Source organism: Rhodopirellula sp. MGV (assembly GCF_002251265.1).
In the GTDB taxonomy this organism is placed as follows: Bacteria; Planctomycetota; Planctomycetia; order Pirellulales; family Pirellulaceae; genus Stieleria; species Stieleria baltica_A.
This window is the reverse complement of the sequence record NZ_NPDI01000020.1, coordinates 1-17,995: the sequence shown is the minus strand read 5'-3', so window position 1 is coordinate 17,995 and position 17,995 is coordinate 1. Positions and strand designations below refer to the sequence as shown.

Genomic DNA, 17,995 nt, shown 5'->3' with positions numbered 1-17,995 from the left:
CGGCTACTCTTCAAAGATTGTCATCAATTCCTTCGCCCAGGATTCCCAGTCCTCGGCGGCAGCTTCGAAGTCAACTTTCATCCACCGCACCGGATCTTTCGGCATGACACGTGGTGTGAATTTACTGTCGCGACTAATCGGCAACTGGCTGCTATCGCCCATCGCCAAACGGTCTTCGATCGCAGCACTGACGATGTAGTCAGCAAACTGCTCCGAAGCAATCGGATGCGATGCCGACTTCAAGATCGACAGAGTGTTTGGGATACGCATCGCGCCAGGCTGGTCGACTTGCTGGTCCGGGAACACGATTTCGACTTTACGCAAATTGTCCTTTTCAATGACGGCGTCGTCGGTATCGGTTAAACCCCATGCGACCTGCCCCGACGCGACCGCTTGCGCGACTTGCTTGTTGCCCGACAAGATTACCGCGTTGTCATGGATCTTTTCCAACAAGCCGATGGTTTCGTCGTGCCCATCCTTTTCACGAAGCACGGCAAAGTGCGTTGCTGTGGTGCCAAACAGCGGACGCGCCATCGCACAGTTGTCTTTCCATTTTGGGTCCGCAAGGTCCATGACACTTGTCGGGCGATCCGCTTTGTTCGGCAACTTGTCTGTGTTGACAAGCAGGACACGCGCACGCGCCGCAAACCCACACCACGTCCCGTCGCTGGCGATCATGTCACTCGGCCAGCCCGCTGCGACATCCCAATTCCGCGGCTTGAGCAATCCCAGTTTTTGCAACCGGACCGTGTGCATGATTTCGTTGTTCCAAAACACATCGCAAACCGGCGATTGCTGCTCCGCAATGATTTGGTTGACCAGACCTACTGTCTTCGTCGATTCGACATCGTATTTCGCGACCACGCCGATTTCATTTTCGGTACTGCGTTCAAACGCCGCGACAATCGGACGGGCGAATACTTCGTCGAGTGCACAGTAAAGCACAATGTCCGACTCTGCCCGCGCGACACAGCCCCCCAATAAGCTGGCAGACGAAAACAGAAGCGACGAACCGACGAATCGCCGACGACTGAGTTGTGGCTTACAATACAACGATGATTCGTTCATGTTCATTTCGAAAGTCGGTCCTGGAAACGTTGTTGAAAGCTCAATTCGCTCACGTGATTGTAGTGGCCGCAGCCAGCATCTTCGCCTTGTTCGGCCTAGCCGCCAACAGGCCAGCTTGGGGACAAGATGCCGCAACGCCCCCAACCGGTCGATCGGACTATCAAGTGGCTCGTGGGACACACCTCACGTTGCAAAGCGATGTCGGCACCGACGAATCACTCAAGGATTTGGTGGAATCCTTTGATGCGGCTGTCCCTCAGTGGGAACGCATGCTGAAGCTGCCCGCCGGAACGCTTGATCATTGGAAGGTCCGAGCGTATCTGATGGAACAGCCCGATCGCTTTCGTGCATCCGGGGACTTGCCACAAACGTTGGACTTCAAACACGGCTATGCGATGCCAGGCGTCGTGTGGGTCCGCCTCCAACCGAGCCAATACTATACCCGACACCTTTTGCTGCACGAAGGAGTCCACGCGTTGGCCATCGACCAATTCGGAAGCACTGGCCCGAGTTGGTACTCCGAAGGCGTTGCCGAACAATTGAGTGTCCACCGCGATCAAGGCCGAACTATCCAATTGGGCACTGTGCCCGGCTCGAAAAGCGAGGTGCCTTATTGGGGGCGATTCAAACTTATCGAACAAGCTCGCAACGATGCCAAGATCCCTAGCCTAGCAACCGTCATGGAACTCCCCACCGATTTGCGTGGTGACGTGGAATCCTACGGTTGGTGTTGGCTGGTAAGCTTGCTGTTCAATCAGTACCCCGAATATGAATCGCTTTGGCAACAAGCCGCACGCGATGCCAACGATTTGCCGGAAGCGTTCACACAAGCGATGCGCAGAAAGTTGGAATCCCAATGGCCAATCATCAACGCTCGCTGGCGTTTGCTAACCGAGACGGTTGATTATGGCTTTGATTTGCAGCGAGAGCAGGTTGATCTATCGATTCGCGATCCATTGTTCCGACAGTCCGAATTGAACCTGAACGTTTCTGCCGATCGCGGTTGGCAATCTACAGGTGTTCGTTTCGCCCCAGGCACAACGCTGACCATCACCGCGACGGGCCAATGCAGTGTCAACCAATCACCCAAACCTTGGATCAGCGAACCGGCAGGTATCACGATCCACTATGCGAAAGGGCGTCCACTCGGACAGTTGATCGGTTGCATGCTGCCCAATCTCGCTGATGACAATCAATACGCGACACCGCTAAAGACGTTTACACTCGACCAAACTCAAACGATTGTGATCGACCAGCACTGTTGGTTGCTCTTTCGCGTGAACGACTACTTGGGTGATCTCGGGAACAATCAAGGCGGCTACAAACTGAGCATTCGCACATCACCGTAGTGGGCCAAGCGAAATCAACCTGGACACCTGGAAACTTGTTGCTTGCATCTGCATTTCGCAACAGATTGGTCGTGACGCGGTGACTGGGTTTTGACAGGATCGCTGCACTGTCTTGTCACCAATCTCTTGTCTCCACCGTCCGATTCTTGACGACAACGCTTCCTTTTGTTGTCGCTTCCACGCGGTGGTTTGACTGCATCACGCTGTATCGGACTGCGCGTCATGATCCACCGCTTGCGATTGTCTCGTCGGAACCAGACAACCTCTCGAAAGGGTTCTACTTCGCGGCGTCGGTTGAGTCTTCAATCGCTTGAAAGCCGACGGATGATGGCCAGCGATTGGTGTGGCGTGATGACTGAGACGCCTCCACAGGATGCAGAGATCATAGCTGCATCCCTTTCACAAGAAGTCCGCATCGAAATGACGGCGACTGCGGCCAGCGATGCGGCTGGCAGCACCTTATCAACAGCAGCGGACCTTGGTGTGGTGCAGGGGACGATGTCTCGGTTGGGGCAACTCAGTCAATCAGACCGATTGGATGTGGTTCGCTTTGAAGTTCTCGATGACTCACACATCGACTTGACGCTCGACCATCTTACCCGCAATGCGGACTTGTACCTGCTCAATCGCAATGGCAAGAAGCTTGCTTCGTCGAAACTCTCGGGCACTTCAACCGACTCTATTCGTGGCAAATTGATTGCCGGCGAATACTTCCTCGTGATCGCGGCTCGTTCCACGCGAACGACTTGGTACCACATCAACTTTGACGTCGAGTCGTTGACACCGCCGATACCGATCGCACCGACACCAATTGCCCCGACGACGACGGAAAACGACACGATTGTTCCAGCCGTTGAGACCGCTCCTGAAGCGGAGTCGCCGATCGAAGTGTTGCCGGAGGTTGACTACTTTGGTTCTGCCAACGATTGGAACTTGAACACGATCAGCGCGCCAGAAGCGTGGGCGGCGGGTTCGACCGGTCAAGGCATCACGGTTGCGGTGATTGACACAGGCGTCGACTTGGACCATCCCGAACTGCAACACAGCTTATTCGTGAATCCGGGCGAGATTCCCGATAACGGCCTCGACGATGACCACAACGGGTACGTCGATGATGTCAGCGGCTACGATTTCGTCGACCTTGATGCGGTTGCCGATGATGGCAATGGCCACGGAACCCACGTCGCAGGCACGATTGCTGCGGCAAACGATGGTATCGGTTCGACTGGCGTTGCCCCCGGCGCGACAATCCTGCCTGTGCGTGTGCTGGATGACTCAGGGCGTGGAACAGACGCAACCGTTGCGGCCGGAATACGCTATGCGGCCGATCTGGGTGCGCAGATTATCAATCTCAGTTTAGGCGGCACGGCGAGTGCGAAAATCGCCGACGCGATCGAGTACGCCACATCGCTGGGATCATTCGTTGTTGCGGCCGCCGGGAATGAGTCGGCAAGTGTGCCCAGCTATCCGGCCCAGTCGAGCAGTCAATTAGGTGGCGTCATTTCTGTCGGGGCGTTTGATTCGTCCGGGCAAGTTGCCTCGTTCAGCAATCGTGTCGGCGACAGCGGCGCAGTTCAAGTCGACTCGCCCGGCGTGCAGATCTACAGCACGTATCTCGACGGACGCTACGCAACGATGAGCGGCACCAGCATGGCGGCACCTCACGTCGCCGGCGTCGCGGCACTCGTCCTCTCCGCCGCCCCCAACCTCACCGCCCCACAACTACGCAACGTCCTCGTCACCGGCGCGCTCAACCAAACCCAACTCTCCACCCTCTACACCATCCCTCTCGCCAAAAAGGTGTCAGGTACCTTTTTGGAGGCTTAGGCAATTCAGCATTCACGCTCCAGTATCACGAACCATTCACGGATCGACTTCAAAACTGCCTATTCTGCCTAAAAGGTACCTGACACCTTTTAGGCTTTTCGGAGGTGCTCGAGTGGGACGTAGTATTTGACGTAGCGGTTGCCGTCGCTGAAGCGTTGGCCTTTGGCGTTGAGGACGAGGATGGTGGCGCGGCGCGTGATGCGGTTGACGCGGCCATGTAAACGGTGGCCGTCATGCGAGAAACAAACGTTGTCACCGACGCGTATGTCGAACTTGATCGCCGCCCGTTCACGCTGCGTGATCAAGTTGTGTTGGTAATCGGTATGACCAAAGTACCGACCGGCGATCGACTGGAAGCGGGCTTCGTTGCAGTTGCCGTCGTTCCAAATCAGCATTTCGGTGAGGTGCACGAACTCGTGCTCGGCGACACGCTGCATCGCCTCAAGTCGGTTTTTGCAGAGACAGCCCGCGACTTCGATCGGACGTGAAACGTCTTCAAACGTCTGAAACAACAGTGTGCTTGAAAGCACCAGTTCGAACTTTCGCGCCCCCGACGCAAAGCCATTGGGATATTGAGTGACTAGTTTGCCACCGACGCTGGTCATCCGCGAAGAGAGTTGGAACGACAGTCCCTCTGCGGACGCGGCCTTGATGATCTGACCCTCGAAAAACAAGTCGTCGTACATCCGGACCATCCGCGTGAGGTCTTCGACGGATACCTTGGTAAAATTGGGTCCGTCCAGACATCGACTGCTCATCAAGACGTAGTCGTAAATCTGACGCCGCATCTTTTCCCGCTGTGGCGGCGCAAACTTTCGGAGTGCCACCTCACCGGCCAACGTTCCCAACACCTGTGGGTCACGCGGTTGCGGCGTCGAAGCAGCGGTTCCCACCGGACGAGTCGCCGATGGCCGTGCACGTTTCGCAGGGCTTCGTCGTTTCCCAGCCATCGTTAGCGCCCGCCAAGGACCGCCGGCGTGAAGTCATCTTCTGGCGTCAACGCCTCCGCGAAGCGAGCAAGCAAGTCAGCGACGTGATCGATATCGTCAAGTGAAATCGCTTCGACGGCCGAGTGCATGTAGCGGTTGGGGATTGCGACCAGTCCCGTAGCGACCCCCGCACCATGCAACTGCAATACGTTCGCGTCATTGGGAGTCGCGCGCCCGATCGCGGCAAGTTGGTACGGGATGTCGTATTGTTCGGCCAAGTCGATCAGGCGTCTGGACACGGCAGGATTGATATTTGGCCCACGGAAGATCACCGGGCCACCACCCAGCCGGATGTTCCCCTGTTTGTTTTTGTCGATCGTCGGGCAGTCCGACGCGTGAGTAACATCGACAGCGATTGCGACCGTTGGATTGATACCGCCGGCAGCCGTTTTTGCCCCGCGCAGTCCGATCTCTTCTTGAACGGTTGAAACACTATGCAGGTGACACTGCAGTTTGCCTTTGGTGAACTCATTGGCGCGGCGAAGCGATTCGATCACGGTCCACATGCCGGTTTTGTTGTCCATCCCCGGGCCGCAAACGATCGAATTCATCAGCGGCCGCATGCGCAGGTCCAATGTGATCGGGTCACCGATCCGAATGTCCTCGCGAGCTTGTGATTCATCGCAAGCACCGATGTCCAGCCACATTTCGTCGATCCCAACGACTTGCTTGCGTTCGGCGTCATTCAACAAGTGAATCGGCTTGCGACTGATCAAGGCTGGGACGGGCCCGTTGTCGGTCCAAATCGTCATCGCTTGGCCGATCAGTTGCTGTGGATCCCAACCACCGATTGTCTGCGCGTACACAAACCCGTTTTCATCGATGTGTGAAACAAGCATCCCGATTTGGTCACAGTGCCCGGCGTACATCAGGCGCGGACCAGACGTGTCACCAGCCTGGGCGATCAGGTTGCCATGGACATCGATGCGGACTTGATCTGCGTGGGGTGAGATGTAGTCATTGACGAGCTGCTGAATGCGTTCTTCGTATCCGGAAGGACTTGGGGTGTGGATTGCGTTTTCGAAAAACTGACGCGCTTCGTGGTTCATTCCGCAGCTATGGAAAGGAGTGGAGTTTGGGGCAAAGTGGATTCGCCATGAATACGATCGCCTGGCTGGCAACCAGGAGCTCGCTGGCAACCAGAAGTCTGACAAGCAGGATACCGGAGCGTCGAGAGCGATTCGAGACCAGACGGTGGGTTACGCTGTATGGTGGGACACTCCGCATGGTGGCTTAGGACGACAAGCCCCCCATGCCTGTCGGATCGCGAGTACAGGTAAGCAGGGCAACGGCACGCAATGCGTGCGAAAGCAGGCGACGATGTCCGCCAGCCCTCGTTGGCGGATTGCCCGTAGAAACCGGCGGGAAGCGTTCAAGTGGAAAAACAACGCGACTGAGTCGGCGATCCGCTTCGAAAACGGACCATGTCTAGGCTGATCGACCGACAAAATCGACTTTATGAAAAGTTTTTTTTTCGCCGAATTCGCAAATCCGATCGCGACACGACGACGGGTGTGGGCGTCAAAAATGTCAGAAACACGGGAGTTTTGCTCTGTCCGGTTGATTCCTGAGGTCCGGGTTAATCCGGTCAGGGACTGTCACAGTGGTCGTGGTGCTTGTTCCCTTCTAAACGCCCTAAAGAATTGGGGTGGTTTTGCTCGACACTAAGTCTCGGATCAAGAAATTTTGGCTGAGTTCTCTTACTCTCAAGCACCTTCGGGTGTCTCGAAACAAGAGGGCTGGTGGCAGTCGAATCGAGATCCACCCAGGGGGGAATTCTGGGCTAGCAATCGATCTGACGCAGGCCAACGCCTGTTTATTTTCGAGGGCGCATGGCGACTATAGCCGAACGTTCCTGCACGAGGAGCGACGTGATACTGCACCCATTATCACGCTCGCAGCCTTGATCGCCGGAACGTTGGGCGTTGGTCGCCTGACGCCAAGTTTCTTCCCTACCCACCGGCCGGATCGTCGTTCGGCCGTGACCGTTTGAAACCTAGCAAGTGATCCCGTTCGGCAAGCGTCACAGGATGTGAGCCGGGTGGCCTGACCCAGCTTTCGGTGCAACTCAAACATTAAAGTCAACTGGGTAAACGACCTTCGTCGCGTTCAGGACCGCGGCATCGGACGTCTTTCTCGGTAGACCGTTTGTGTGACTGATTGACCTAGGCCATGAGAACATTGGGTACCGACGCACCATTGTTCGAGGGAATAATCAACGAGGCGTTATGGAGAGCCTGATATGAAGGTCTTTACGACTGGACAGGTCGCCAAGATTTGCAAAGTCGCACCCCGAACCGTTTCAAAATGGTTCGATTCGGGGCGTTTGAAAGGCTACCGAATCCCAGGATCACAAGATCGTCGTATTCCTCGTGAATACCTGATCAAGTTCCTGAAGGAACACGGCATGCCATTGGGTGACTTGGAAGACGAAGCGATGGCCAAGTGCTTGATCGTCGCCCAGGACCAAGTTTTGATCGAGAACCTCAAGCGTGAATTGCCACCCGAGAAATCCTTCAAGGTTGCCGTCGCAGCCAGCGGATTTGAAGCCGGCATCCAGGCTGAGAGTTTTACACCAGATTGCATCATCGTGGACTTCTCGATCGGCAAGATCGAAGCCGTCCAAATCTGCCAAAACCTTCGCAAGAATGCAGATTTCACCGATGTGATCTTGATTGCCCTGTTGCCCGATGATGGACAACCGATGAGCTTCGACCGAAGCAGCATCAACGAAACGTTCAAGAAGCCGTTCGACGCCCACCTGTTGGCAGAACGCTTGCGAACGCTCGTCGGAGCGAAGAAAGAATTGGTGTAAGCGTCAAGTCTGCGGTTCGCCGCCTCTTGATTCGTCTGCCACCAAACGTAAAAAGACGCCACGCATTTGCGGGAAATGCGTGGCGTTTTTTATTTGTCCCGCGCCAAGTTCGCGTCCGCCCAGCCCACCGGTCACCACGTGGCTTCGAACCATTTTGACGCTCAGGGAAACGCACGCATGGTCGACGTCTCCGCCAAAGCGATCAGCGTCCGCAAAGCAGTCGCCGTCGCCTGCGTCACAATGTCCACCGAAACCGCGGGTGTCGTACGCACCGGGACAAGCAAAAAAGGGGATGTCCTGGCGGTCGCCCGTCTGGCAGCCATCAATGCCACCAAATGGACCGCCCACCTAATCCCCCTCTGCCACACGATTCCGATCGAGTCGGTTGACGTCGATTTCAGTTGGAAAGAAACTTCCGATCAGACAGACACACTGCAATGCCGCGTGACTTGCCAAACCACCGGGAAAACCGGAATTGAGATGGAAGCGATGACCGGAGCAACCGTGGGTGCGTTAACCGTCTACGACATGCTAAAAAGTGTCGAACGCGGGATCGAAATCCACCAAGTCAAGCTGACACACAAATCCGGCGGGGCAACCGGCGACTACGAAAGAGAATCGTGACCCACACAACGACGTTCCGTCGTTGCGATCGCCCCCGGATTGCGGTTGCTACCGCATAGAAGGTATGACGTTGCAGACTTTTCCTTGCACCAACGCCGAGAGATATGGACGCTTCCAACACGTTTGATAAACGATCGCCCTCCAGCGGGGTCGAAATCGGCGATGGCGTTCAAAATCATCACGGCAATCGTGAACCGGGCACCATCGCGCGTCCCGCCAATAAGCAAGGAACAAAGAACTCACCGTCGGCGTCCCTGCTCGATCGCCTCTACGGACCGATCACACAACCTCTCGAAGCGGTCGAAAGACTACTCCGCAAAGAACTGCAAAGTCCTTTCGAAGACGTCGCCGCGCTGCTGCGACACGGTGTCAACTTAGGCGGTAAACGACTCCGCCCCGCAATCCATTTGTTGCTCGCCGATGCCTTGGGCGAAGTCACCAACAACAACGTCGTGATCGCCACCGTCCTGGAAATGGTCCATACGGCGACTCTGGTTCACGACGATGTGCTCGACAACGCATTGACCCGGCGACACGTCGAAACCGTTAACGCGAAATGGAATAACCACACCAGCATTTTGCTCGGCGATTATCTCTTCGCACAAAGCTTCCGACTCTCCGCGACACTGGACAACACCCGGACATGCCAATGGGTTGGCGAAGCGGCACGTTTGGTTTGCGAGGGTGAACTGCGCCAGGTCCTGCATCGCGATTGGCTGGAACTCGACGAGGCGACCTACTTTGCGATGATCCGCGGCAAAACGGCGGAACTGTGTCGCGTGGCCTGCTCACTCGCTGCCGCCGAAGCGGGACGCAACGAACGAGACATCGAAGCGATCGCGGCGTACGGCGATCACCTTGGCATCGCATTTCAAATCGCCGATGACTATTTGGACCTGTGGGGCGACGACGGTGCGGTCGGCAAAACGTTGGGCACCGATTTGCAACAAGGCAAACTCACGCTGCCGATCATTCGGCTGTTGGAGACCGCGACATCAACGGTCAAACAGTCTGTCCTAGAAATTCTCTCCGGCGCCCCCGATTCGCGAGTCGATCGCATTCGTCCATTGCTCGACAAGTCCGACGCCAAAGCTTACACCGCAAACGTCGCGGCCGAGTACCGCGATCGTGCACTTGCGGCAATCGCAAACCTGCCGGAAAAAGACTCGCGGCGATGCCTGACCGAAATCGCTTACTTCTCGGTTGACCGCACGTTCTGATTGTCTTGGATGCGAAGGTCGGCGAAGCCTTTGCGGTAAACCCTGCGTTGCGTACGAGCCAGCGAGACCAAGCGTTTCGATTTACCTTCGAGTCGGTAGCGTTTGCCGACCGCTTGCCCGGTGCCATGTGCGGTCAATCGCTGGACGTTGGAACGTCGCACCATTTGCAACCCACACGACGCGCCGCGACTTTGCAGCGACTGCAATGCGTGTGAATCCTCGACACCCCACAAGCGGACTCTTCGCACCAGAGCCTCCGAGACCGGCTCACAAAGGCTTTCGGCCCGCGCGGCGAGAATACTCGGGTCGTCGATGAGTCGCAAAAGATGCTGCAGATCGATGAAGTTCAGCTCGACGTCTCCTTCTTGAATAAAGACGACGTCGCCACCTGATCGCTCCAGACCGGTTTGCCCGGCAGCCTCCATTCCACGCGGCCGATCGTGCCGCAGATAACGCACCGAATCGTAGCGCTGCGCCAAACGTTGGCAAATTTCGGGCGTACGGTCACGACTGCCGTCATCAACAAGCAAGATCTCGGGAGCCGGATCGAGCAGTGCCATCAGACCGCGAATCAATTCCTCGACCCGATTCGCGATTTCATGCTCACGATTTCGGATCGGCAATACGATCGAGATCCTATCTGGCATAGCCGCGGCCGCCCATTGAAGAGAATTGGTGTCTCCGACTGGTAACGCTATCGACGCACCAACGGCGTCGAATTCAACTTGCGGACGTCGTGCCTTCGAAAGAGACGGTCAACTCTCGCGGGACGTTCCGCACAGACCGAATCTGCCTATAATTCAGGGGCCAATTGAGCCCACCCAAAATACTGGGCCACCCGAAACGTGGCAGCCCGCCCGATTCTCAGGACCGTCATACCTTGACGCCACCATCATTGAAGGAGTGATTTGCATTGAATTCCAACCCCATCGCCGATTTTTCACGAGGCACCAACGGGTTGCTGCCCGCGATCGCTCAAGACGAGAGCACCGGCGAAGTCCTAATGATGGCTTGGATGAACGAGGAAGCGTGGCAAGCGACCCTCGATGAAGGCTACGCGGTTTACTACAGCCGCAGTCGGAAGTCACTGTGGCGCAAAGGTGAAACCAGTGGACACCGTCAAAAGGTCTCCGAAATTCGCGTTGACTGTGACCAAGACACTGTATTGCTGAAAGTCGAACAGGTCGGAGCGGCCTGTCACGAGGGTTACAAAAGCTGCTTCTTCCGCAAAGTCGTCAACGACGGCGCGTCCTTAGAAATCGCTGACGAGCGTTTGGTCGACCCGAAAGACGTCTATTAAACGTTCGCAACAAGGCGTGGTTTTACCTGCGTTTGCCGCACCAAACGGTCTCGCGCCACACCGTCTACTGGAAACAGCGAACGACCTACTGGAAACAGCGAACTACGCCTTCGTCATCGGCTACGAACAGTTGTTCGCCAGCAATCGCGACGCCGGACACGAATCCGCCACGGATTTCATAAACCCACTTTTCCGATCCGTCTTTGATTGACAGTCGCACTAAGCGTCCGTCCGTCGCGGGAACCCAGACGTCATCGCCAGCTATCACCGGCGACGCATCGGCGCGACGACGCAGCGTGTATCTCCACAGCCGCTTGCCCGTTTTCAGGTCGAGTGCATCGATGTTCTTGCGTTGACTGGATACGACCGCGACCGAATCATTGACGGCCGCACTGCTGCGGTATTCCTGTGACTGATCGACGTCTTCGTATTTCCAAAGTGTCGCTTTCTTTTTCCAATCGAATCCGTAAACGACACCGTCCATCACCGGAACAATCGCAAAATCGTTTCGAACCGCAGGCGTGCTGCCAGTCGGACCATCAAGCGGTAACTGATCCCCAGCTGCCTCGCCGCTCTTTAAGTCCACTCCGTGCAGTTTCGCATCACATCCGCCGAGCAGCGTGACGTCGCCGGCAATCGTCGGTGAGCAGCGAATCTGGTCGTCCGCTTGGTAGGTCCAAACGGGTTTACCAGTTTCCAGTTCGTAGCAATACAGTTTTCCGTCTTGGCTGGCGACCAAAACGTGGCCTTCGTAAACGGCTGCCGAGCCACTGATTTCGCCGTCGGTCGACTGCTTCCATGCCTCAGTCCCATCGAGCAGCGACAACGCATAGACATTTCCGTCGATGTCACCGCAGATTACTTTGTCACCGGCAATGACGGGCGAGGCCAAAAAACCTGTGTCATAAGCGTGCCGCCAAACCTCTTTCCCGTTTTTTCGGTCCAAAGCGTAGAGCGTCCCCATCACATCCCCCACGACAACGCGGTCGCCACTCACCACAGGGGTGACTTCGACAGCCTCGTCCGCTTTAAATTCCCACGTCACCTTCAATGAATCGGGTAGCACCGTGGGGCTTGCTCCGGATGCATGGACGTCGCCGCGTGGAAACGGCCAATCCTCAGCCAGTCCCGTTGAAGGGGCAGTGAGCAGGCTGCCGAACCACAGCAAAGCGAAGCAGCCGAACCCCAAATGGCGACGATATCGGCTCATCGCGGCGTTCGAACATCGCGTCCAGGCTCGCCCACACTCAGGTGTCCGGCGGATTGTGTTCATTTTTAACGCGGTCATCTGCAGACTCCGGAAAACCAGTGGTGATCAAGCGGATCACAGCGGATCACCTGATATCGTGGAAATAACGCCCCCCCCTGCTCGTGGCAGTATCGGCGATTTATTATACGACCCCGTGTTGAAAGGCGAACTCGCCCCCTGGCAAAGTCATCAATTAGCTAGCTGCTAAATTGATTCCTCTGGGCCATCAACCGATCACCCAACCGATTTTGTTCGATCATCGAACGTCGCATCGACCACCTATTTATCCCCGCGTTTACTCCTGAACTGAGCCCCTATGATTTGCGTTAGCCTCGGCCGCAGCCGTCATGCACGGATGATTGGCGAACATCAACAACTCGTTGAGCAAGGTGCCGAGTTGGTCGAACTGCGCGTCGACTACATCGGCCGCGCGGTCAATCTGGGACGTTTGATGGACAACCGTCCGGGACCAGTGGTGATCACCGCCCGCCGGCGCATCGACGGCGGACGCTGGACAAAAAGCGAACAAGAACGGCTGATGCTGCTGCGATCGGCAATCGTCGCCGGCGCCGAATACGTCGACATCGAAACCGATATTGCGTCGCAAATCCCGAGGTACGGGACAACCAAGCGAATCATCAGCTACCACGATTTCGAACGCACCCCCGAAAACCTCGAGGACCTGCACGCGGCGATGGCGGAAGAAGACGCCGACATCGTCAAGATCGCGACGATGGCCAACACGTTCCGCGATAACGTTCGCATGTTGAAACTGGTTCGCGAAGCCAAAGTTCCGACGATTGGTATTTGCATGGGCGAAATCGGGATGCTCACGCGAATCCTGGCCAACCGTTTCGGATCGCCGTTCACCTACGCGACGTACAGCGTGGACAAAAAGATGGCACCAGGTCAGCTGAACTGGAAAGACATGACGCGTCTTTATGATGTGAAAGGCATCGATCAAGACACCGAATTGTTTGGCGTGATCGCAGACCCGGTCAGTCACAGCTACAGCCCGATGATCCACAACTCTGCGTTCGCCGATCAGCAGCTCAACGCCCGCTATCTGCCGCTGCGAGTCCCACACGACGACCTTCACCACTTCATGGATTCGGTCGAAGAAATCGGACTCAAAGGGATCAGCATTACGATTCCGCATAAAGAGCGTGCACTCGATTACTGCACCCAGGCCGAAGCCAGCGCCAATGGCATCGGTGCGATCAACACCATGGTTTTCCACAACGGTGAAAAGCTGGGCTACAACACCGACTACCGCGCCGCGATGGACTGCATCGTAGAAATTCTGGAACGCGGCGATGCCCCCAAAGAGAACTCGCTACAAGGTGTAACCGCGATGGTCTTGGGTGCCGGCGGAGTCTCGCGCGCGATCGCTTGGGGACTGAAACAACGCCAAGCCGACGTGATCGTTACCTCACGCAACGAAGAACGGACACAGCACCTCGCTTCGGAAATCGGCTGCCGAGCCGTTCCTTGGGAAGACCGCCATAACCAAAAGGTTCAATTGCTGATTAACGGCACCCCCGTTGGGATGCATCCCAACGTCGACACCTCCCCGTTCAACGCGTCTGCTTTGAACCAGTTCATGGTGGTCTTTGACACCGTTTACAACCCGGAAAACACGCTGCTGATCAAGTACGCCCAACAGGCCCAGTGTCGCATCATCACGGGCATCGATATGTTTGTCCGGCAAGCCGCCTACCAGTACAAGTTATTTACCGGTAAAGATGCCCCAGCAAGACTGATGCGTAAAACGATCAAACAGGCCACCAACCCTGTCCAAATCCACTAACGCGTCGCACGAAATGGCTTGCGAAGTCGGCCGTTGGGTACCAATGGCCTTCGGAGACCTTCTGCCGCAGGATGACGACACGTGACCGAGATCATCGACCAATTGGAATTTCGCCAGGCTTTGCCCAGTGACGTCCCAGCGATTCATGCCTTGATGCGTCCTTATGTGATGCAACACTTGTTGCTCTCAAGAACCCAAGCAGAAATCGTCGAGCTATCGCGACACGGCTTCGTCGCGATGAAGTTGTCAGAAAAACAAGACGCAGAAACAAAGCCACAGCGGTGCTACGGGTTCTGCGCGGTTGAGGTCTACAGCCCCAAATTGGCAGAACTGCAGTGCCTGGCCGTCCACCCGGACTATCACAATGCGGGCATTGGCAAGCGTTTGGTCGGCATGTGTGTCGAGCGTGCGCGTGGGCTCGGCGTGATGGAAATCATGGCGATCAGCTCTTCCGAGCGATTCCTACAGAGCTGCGGATTTGATTACTCGCTCCCCGATCAGAAGCGAGCTCTCTTTCACCAGCTCCGCCCGCGGCCTTATGAAGACCGCGAGTAATCACCGCCGTGATGCTTATTTGACCAACTTGTCAATCGCTTCGTCCAATTCGTTTGCACCGATGTTGTTGCTGACAACCGTTCCGGTCTTGTCGATCAACATCATCGTCGGCAACGTCTGAACGCCGAACGCTTTTGACAACCGGCTGTACTCCAAGCCGCCTTCTTCGAATAGCTGAACCCAAGGCAAACGGTTCTCGTTCAAAAACGCGACCGCGTCGGTTCGCTGTGCGTCGACGTTGATCCCGACCAACGTCAATCCTTCACGACGATAGCGAGCTTGCAGTCGGCTGAGCAATTTCATGTCTTGCTTGCAGGGACCACACCATGTCGCCCAGTAGTGCAGAATGACAGGCCGACCACGCAGTTCCGAAAGCTTGAATTCCTTGCCCTCGATTGTCTTTCCGGTCAATTCGATGCGACGACCGACCGATTCCAAACGATTGACCGCACCAGCAGCTTTCTCCGCCTCGTCGGTTCCCTCGTAGTTGTCGCGAACTTTCTTGTAGTACTCGAGGGCGGCGCCACTATCGCTCTCAAACTCTTTGCCAAGCGCCAGTTGCAACAGCGCCTTTGCGGCTTCAACGCTACGCTGATGCTCGTCAACGAAACGGTTGAGAGATTCGTGGTACCACTCTTGCACCTCGGGCTGCTCTTCGTCCTTGGCTTGCTGCTGCCGAACAATCCACTCGGTTTGCAACGCTTCGTAGTCCGCGTAAGCAGACAACTCTGGATTCTGACGCACGTAGCGGCTTGCGACCGTCTTTAAGCGTTCCATGCCGCCGGGGTATTGACCACTTTGCACCGCCACTCGCAACGTGTCCACCAACTGTCTCGCCCAAGACTCTTTGTCTTCGGGAGTGACCGATTGGGCGATCAAACGCTCCACAAGCTTTGCCCGCGACTCATGTAGCTTCGCCGCGTCGGCGCCAGATGCTCCCGCCAACTCTTTATCAATGGACTCCAAGTTAGCGACCAACGCTTGCATCTCTTCGCTACCGAGTGCGCCACCCAGGCTGGATGTTTCTGCGGCTGGCGAGAAGAAAATCGGCTGGCTTTGTGCAAGCGTCCCGTCCCCACCGCCGATCGTCGGCAGCGAAACCAATCGCCAGCGATCATCGACTTGAATGAGTGTACCGACCATCAATTGCCCGCCTTGCCCGGCATCCTCATACATCGCAACAACGTTTCATAGACCAGAACGTCTTTGCTCGATCCGGCGGTTCCGGCAGGCACGATCCCGGGTGCTGGCGCAGCAAATTGCAACCATTTCGCGTTTTTTGATACTGCAGATTGTGCTTGTGCTAGCTTGCCGAACTCGCGGTTCGCTAAGCGTACTTTGGCAGCGATCTGTTCAGACTTCTCCGTGCCTAGTCCGAGTGAATCGAGCTCTTCTGGTGTAATCAACAAGGCCGCGAACCGCGCTGCATCTTGTTCGCGAAGCGCACTGACCACCTCGGATGTAACCTCTTCGGCCGACAAACGTTTCCAAGCATCAATCTTACCGTCTTCGTTTCGGTCGATCCCCCAACGCGTGCCAGCGTTGCCCAGCCAACGGTATTGGTCGGCCTTGCGGTTTCCGTCGTCGTCAATGTCGCGGTAGGACTCGATTCCGAAGTTGTAATACGACCACACATCAATGCTTTTGTCGCCGTTAGTGTCGACAAAACGGCGAAGAAGCGTCCCTTCGGGGCCGATCACTTCCCACCCCGACTGGCCCGATTCGTCGACAGTTACGACTTGGCAGCGGTCGAAGTCAGCCTCTTCAACGGATTCATAAACGGCATCCGCTTGAATCGGTTTCAATGACAATGCCTTGGCAACCGACGGCCCGGCGGCATGAACTGACGCCGTAAAGGCTGCCATCAGCGAAGGCACCACCAGTGCCATCCATCGTTTGCGGCGTGGCAACAACAAGTTTCCGATGTGCAATCGATCCATCATTTTCAAAACTGTCCAGTTGAAGGGCTGTGTTGGTCACATACTTCGGCTGTGCGGATCGTAGGACGTGACCGAAAACCGAGGTTCCTCGAGGTAGGACTCTCGGTGTCGAAAAACGATCGCCAGTCGGATTCCGACCGAACGCTGGTCCGAACGCTGGTAACCGAGCCGCCACCAAAACTATTTTGCCCGAACCTGCAAGTTTATTGGAATGTCGATTTAAGTGATTCGGGGGCACTGACCGAAGATTAGTGCTCCAGCAGCAAATGAAAGCGATGGCAACAACCGAAACACACTTCGGACCACTCGCGAGAACCATTTTTGCGGGTGCAAACATCGTGGAATTCGCAGCGAAACGATCCCTCGGGAAAATTTCGTCCAACAAAAGCCAAGATGGCTTTGACAGACCACATCGTTTGCGTACACTTCTCCCTCGCTTCGCAGCACATGTGACTGCGAGGGCCGACCGAGATGTCCTCCACTTGTTGGAACGACGTCAAGGAATCGGGCGTGTAGCTCAGTTGGTTAGAGCGCGTCCCTGATAAGGACGAGGTCCCAGATTCGAGTTCTGGCACGCCCACTTTGAAGTTAGCCGGTTGACAAGCGAGAGTAAATTTCGCAAAACAACCGCAAGCACTTCAAGCTTCCGGAAGGGGGTATAGCTCAGTTGGGAGAGCGCCTGCTTTGCACGCAGGAGGTCGTCGGTTCAAGTCCGTCTACCTCCACTGAAGGAAGACTGAGAGGGTAGCCTTTCTTTGGAACCAGGGGTTTCAAAGAAACTGGCGAGACACTAAGTTCCTCGCCCCGCTGAACTCAGCGGATCCTCACGCTTCACGGCTCTGCCCGATCAGAAACGATCGACAGCAAACGCCGGACCGAAGCACGGAGACGACAGCGAAAATCTTCGCAAGAATCTTCAAGGATGGAGTTGACCTGAGCAAGGAAGTCTCTATCTTACCCGCCCCGACCCGGGGAAAACGGGACCTGCTCCTCACGGAGCGGTTTCGAGAGCTTTAAAAAACATTTTTGAAATTCTCGAGAAGACCGGTTGACGACACGAACTGTCGCCCGTATCTTCCCGCCTCGCTGATCGGCAACCGAGTGACGCACTGCGGTGCTTCACTCGGCTGCGGATAAGCAGCGTCTTCCGAGACGTGCCTGAAAGGGCGAACGCCGGAACATTGATATTTGACAATTTGGTTGTTTGGTAATTGGCATCAGTAATCTGCCAAGCGGTTTTAACGAACCA

16 protein-coding genes and 2 tRNA genes are annotated in these 17,995 nt (G+C 56.0%); 11 read left to right on the top strand and 7 right to left on the bottom strand.

Annotation, left to right across the window (positions count from 1 at the left end):
* Window positions 1-3: 3 nt before the first annotated feature.
* A complete protein-coding gene (locus CGZ80_RS06255; RefSeq protein WP_094412474.1) occupies window positions 4-1,068 on the bottom strand; it encodes an extracellular solute-binding protein in 1,065 nt (354 codons plus the stop codon).
* Here CGZ80_RS06255 and CGZ80_RS06250 point away from each other — a divergent pair.
* The gene (locus CGZ80_RS06250) at window positions 1,056-2,417 is read left to right on the top strand and encodes a hypothetical protein (protein WP_094412472.1); all 1,362 of its coding nucleotides are present in this window, start codon (window positions 1,056-1,058) and stop codon (window positions 2,415-2,417) included. The two genes, CGZ80_RS06255 and CGZ80_RS06250, sit on opposite strands and share 13 nt — an antisense overlap.
* Window positions 2,418-2,711: 294 nt before the next feature.
* A complete protein-coding gene (locus tag CGZ80_RS06245; RefSeq protein WP_158222580.1) occupies window positions 2,712-4,244 on the top strand; it encodes a S8 family peptidase in 1,533 nt (510 codons plus the stop codon).
* Window positions 4,245-4,333: 89 nt separating this feature from the next.
* Here the strand turns inward: CGZ80_RS06245 and CGZ80_RS06240 are convergent, their stop codons facing one another.
* Both CGZ80_RS06240 and CGZ80_RS06235 read right to left on the bottom strand, forming a co-directional pair.
* Window positions 4,334-5,194, bottom strand: coding sequence for a hypothetical protein (locus CGZ80_RS06240; RefSeq protein ID WP_094412468.1), 861 nt, complete (start codon window positions 5,192-5,194; stop codon window positions 4,334-4,336).
* A gap of 2 nt (window positions 5,195-5,196) precedes the next feature.
* Window positions 5,197-6,282: a M42 family metallopeptidase gene (locus CGZ80_RS06235; RefSeq protein WP_094412466.1), complete on the bottom strand. Its 1,086-nt coding sequence runs from the start codon at window positions 6,280-6,282 to the stop codon at window positions 5,197-5,199.
* 1,193 nt (window positions 6,283-7,475) lie between these two features.
* Here CGZ80_RS06235 and CGZ80_RS06225 point away from each other — a divergent pair.
* The 3 genes from CGZ80_RS06225 to CGZ80_RS06215 all read left to right on the top strand — a co-directional run bounded on the left by CGZ80_RS06225 (window position 7,476) and on the right by CGZ80_RS06215 (window position 9,892).
* Window positions 7,476-8,048 (top strand): response regulator, encoded by a 573-nt coding sequence (locus CGZ80_RS06225; protein WP_094412462.1) that lies wholly within the window; start codon window positions 7,476-7,478, stop codon window positions 8,046-8,048.
* A 75-nt stretch (window positions 8,049-8,123) separates the two neighbouring features.
* Window positions 8,124-8,672 (top strand): cyclic pyranopterin monophosphate synthase MoaC, encoded by a 549-nt coding sequence (gene moaC / locus CGZ80_RS06220; protein WP_094412460.1) that lies wholly within the window; start codon window positions 8,124-8,126, stop codon window positions 8,670-8,672.
* A 104-nt stretch (window positions 8,673-8,776) separates the two neighbouring features.
* Window positions 8,777-9,892, top strand: coding sequence for a polyprenyl synthetase family protein (locus CGZ80_RS06215; RefSeq protein WP_094412458.1), 1,116 nt, complete (start codon window positions 8,777-8,779; stop codon window positions 9,890-9,892).
* Here the strand turns inward: CGZ80_RS06215 and CGZ80_RS06210 are convergent.
* Window positions 9,865-10,539, bottom strand: a complete 675-nt coding sequence (locus CGZ80_RS06210) for a glycosyltransferase family 2 protein (RefSeq protein ID WP_094412456.1) — start codon at window positions 10,537-10,539, stop codon at window positions 9,865-9,867. The two genes, CGZ80_RS06215 and CGZ80_RS06210, sit on opposite strands and share 28 nt — an antisense overlap.
* 266 nt (window positions 10,540-10,805) lie before the next feature.
* Here CGZ80_RS06210 and hisI point away from each other — a divergent pair, with 266 nt between their 5' ends.
* Window positions 10,806-11,192, top strand: coding sequence for a phosphoribosyl-AMP cyclohydrolase (hisI, locus tag CGZ80_RS06205; RefSeq protein WP_198953639.1), 387 nt, complete (start codon window positions 10,806-10,808; stop codon window positions 11,190-11,192).
* Window positions 11,193-11,277: 85 nt separating this feature from the next.
* On the opposite strand, the gene CGZ80_RS06200 is transcribed toward hisI, so the two are convergent.
* Window positions 11,278-12,402 (bottom strand): PQQ-binding-like beta-propeller repeat protein, encoded by a 1,125-nt coding sequence (locus CGZ80_RS06200; RefSeq protein WP_158222579.1) that lies wholly within the window; start codon window positions 12,400-12,402, stop codon window positions 11,278-11,280.
* A gap of 355 nt (window positions 12,403-12,757) precedes the next feature.
* On the opposite strand from CGZ80_RS06200, the gene aroE reads away from it, so the two are divergent.
* Window positions 12,758-14,251, top strand: coding sequence for a shikimate dehydrogenase (gene aroE, locus CGZ80_RS06195; protein WP_094412452.1), 1,494 nt, complete (start codon window positions 12,758-12,760; stop codon window positions 14,249-14,251).
* A 153-nt stretch (window positions 14,252-14,404) separates the two neighbouring features.
* Window positions 14,405-14,806 (top strand): GNAT family N-acetyltransferase, encoded by a 402-nt coding sequence (locus CGZ80_RS06190; protein WP_094412696.1) that lies wholly within the window; start codon window positions 14,405-14,407, stop codon window positions 14,804-14,806.
* A gap of 15 nt (window positions 14,807-14,821) precedes the next feature.
* Here the strand turns inward: CGZ80_RS06190 and CGZ80_RS06185 are convergent, their stop codons facing one another.
* Both CGZ80_RS06185 and CGZ80_RS27545 read right to left on the bottom strand, forming a co-directional pair.
* On the bottom strand, window positions 14,822-15,982 hold the full coding sequence (locus tag CGZ80_RS06185) for a TlpA family protein disulfide reductase (protein WP_094412450.1): 1,161 nt from the start codon (window positions 15,980-15,982) through the stop codon (window positions 14,822-14,824).
* Complete coding sequence (locus tag CGZ80_RS27545) at window positions 15,949-16,749, bottom strand: hypothetical protein (protein ID WP_143543768.1); 801 nt, start codon at window positions 16,747-16,749, stop codon at window positions 15,949-15,951. The genes CGZ80_RS06185 and CGZ80_RS27545 overlap by 34 nt, the downstream gene beginning before the upstream one ends.
* Before the next feature lie 102 nt (window positions 16,750-16,851).
* Between CGZ80_RS27545 and CGZ80_RS27860 the strand changes: the two genes are divergently transcribed.
* From CGZ80_RS27860 to CGZ80_RS06160, 3 genes are all read left to right on the top strand, one after another.
* Window positions 16,852-16,998: a hypothetical protein gene (locus CGZ80_RS27860; protein WP_158222578.1), complete on the top strand. Its 147-nt coding sequence runs from the start codon at window positions 16,852-16,854 to the stop codon at window positions 16,996-16,998.
* Between the two features lie 254 nt (window positions 16,999-17,252).
* A tRNA-Ile gene (locus tag CGZ80_RS06165) sits at window positions 17,253-17,326 on the top strand.
* A 72-nt stretch (window positions 17,327-17,398) separates the two neighbouring features.
* Window positions 17,399-17,471, top strand: a tRNA-Ala gene (locus CGZ80_RS06160).
* The last annotated feature ends 524 nt before the right edge of the window (window positions 17,472-17,995 follow it).

What these genes read in the sequence shown, in the direction of transcription:
- CGZ80_RS06250 (WP_094412472.1), top strand. Translation starts at nt 1,056, where the DNA reads ATGATTCGTTCATGTTCATTTCGAAAGTCGGTCCTGGAAACGTTGTTG.
- CGZ80_RS06255 (WP_094412474.1), bottom strand. Translation starts at nt 1,068, where the DNA reads ATGAACGAATCATCGTTGTATTGTAAGCCACAACTCAGTCGTCGGCGA.
- CGZ80_RS06240 (WP_094412468.1), bottom strand. Translation starts at nt 5,194, where the DNA reads ATGGCTGGGAAACGACGAAGCCCTGCGAAACGTGCACGGCCATCGGCG.
- CGZ80_RS06235 (WP_094412466.1), bottom strand. Translation starts at nt 6,282, where the DNA reads ATGAACCACGAAGCGCGTCAGTTTTTCGAAAACGCAATCCACACCCCA.
- CGZ80_RS06225 (WP_094412462.1), top strand. Translation starts at nt 7,476, where the DNA reads ATGAAGGTCTTTACGACTGGACAGGTCGCCAAGATTTGCAAAGTCGCA.
- moaC (WP_094412460.1), top strand. Translation starts at nt 8,124, where the DNA reads ATGCGTGGCGTTTTTTATTTGTCCCGCGCCAAGTTCGCGTCCGCCCAG.
- CGZ80_RS06215 (WP_094412458.1), top strand. Translation starts at nt 8,777, where the DNA reads ATGGACGCTTCCAACACGTTTGATAAACGATCGCCCTCCAGCGGGGTC.
- CGZ80_RS06210 (WP_094412456.1), bottom strand. Translation starts at nt 10,539, where the DNA reads ATGCCAGATAGGATCTCGATCGTATTGCCGATCCGAAATCGTGAGCAT.
- CGZ80_RS06200 (WP_158222579.1), bottom strand. Translation starts at nt 12,402, where the DNA reads ATGAGCCGATATCGTCGCCATTTGGGGTTCGGCTGCTTCGCTTTGCTG.
- aroE (WP_094412452.1), top strand. Translation starts at nt 12,758, where the DNA reads ATGATTTGCGTTAGCCTCGGCCGCAGCCGTCATGCACGGATGATTGGC.
- CGZ80_RS06190 (WP_094412696.1), top strand. Translation starts at nt 14,405, where the DNA reads ATGCGTCCTTATGTGATGCAACACTTGTTGCTCTCAAGAACCCAAGCA.
- CGZ80_RS06185 (WP_094412450.1), bottom strand. Translation starts at nt 15,982, where the DNA reads ATGTATGAGGATGCCGGGCAAGGCGGGCAATTGATGGTCGGTACACTC.
- CGZ80_RS27545 (WP_143543768.1), bottom strand. Translation starts at nt 16,749, where the DNA reads ATGATGGATCGATTGCACATCGGAAACTTGTTGTTGCCACGCCGCAAA.